The 593-nt window shown below is 61.0% G+C and carries 1 protein-coding gene; it reads right to left on the bottom strand.

The features are described from left to right. Positions 1 to 593 (bottom strand): matrixin family metalloprotease (locus AC1DS5_RS25305; protein ID WP_477720995.1); only part of this gene is annotated, 593 nt, incomplete at both ends.

The raw sequence follows: 593 nt of genomic DNA, 5'->3' as shown, positions 1-593 counted from the left end.
GGGTCGAACTGCCCGCATAGAACGACTGCTGGAAATACGACATGATCGAATATTGCCAGGTGTCGTTGGCGTAGGTGGCGCCGGTCGCATAGGAGGCGCTGCCGTTGTAGGGGCCCTGATGGCCCAGACCGAGCGCGTGGCCGATCTCGTGGATGTAGGTCTGGTAGCTGTAGCTATCGATGCCGGTCTTGCCGTCATAGGCGCCGCCGTCGCTGGTAATCCAGTCGGCGCTGATGTCGATGGTGGCGGAACTGATGATCCCGGCGCCGTTGTAATTGTCGGTCTCGAAGGCGGTCATCGAGCCGTTGTGATTGAACGTGATGTTGGCTACGCCGGTGGTCTGGACGAAGCTGACATTGGCGACCTCATGCCAGGCATTGAGCGCCGACTGCGCGAGAAACTGCTCGGTGGGCGTCAATCCGTTGATGTTGTAGCTGATCGTCGTCACCGCCCAGTGATGCGCGATCGTGTAGCTGTATTGCCAGAAGCCGGTGATCAGGTAATTGGCGAGTTGCGTAACGGTGGCGACGGGCTTGGCCGCGTTGTTGACGGCGGCGTCGGCGCTCGACGCGCTGGTCATCGTGGGGTCTGCC

The organism is Polaromonas sp. P4_H1 (genome assembly GCF_056400945.1).
The sequence above is the reverse complement of the archived record's forward strand: the minus strand, read 5'-3'. Positions and strand labels throughout refer to the sequence as shown.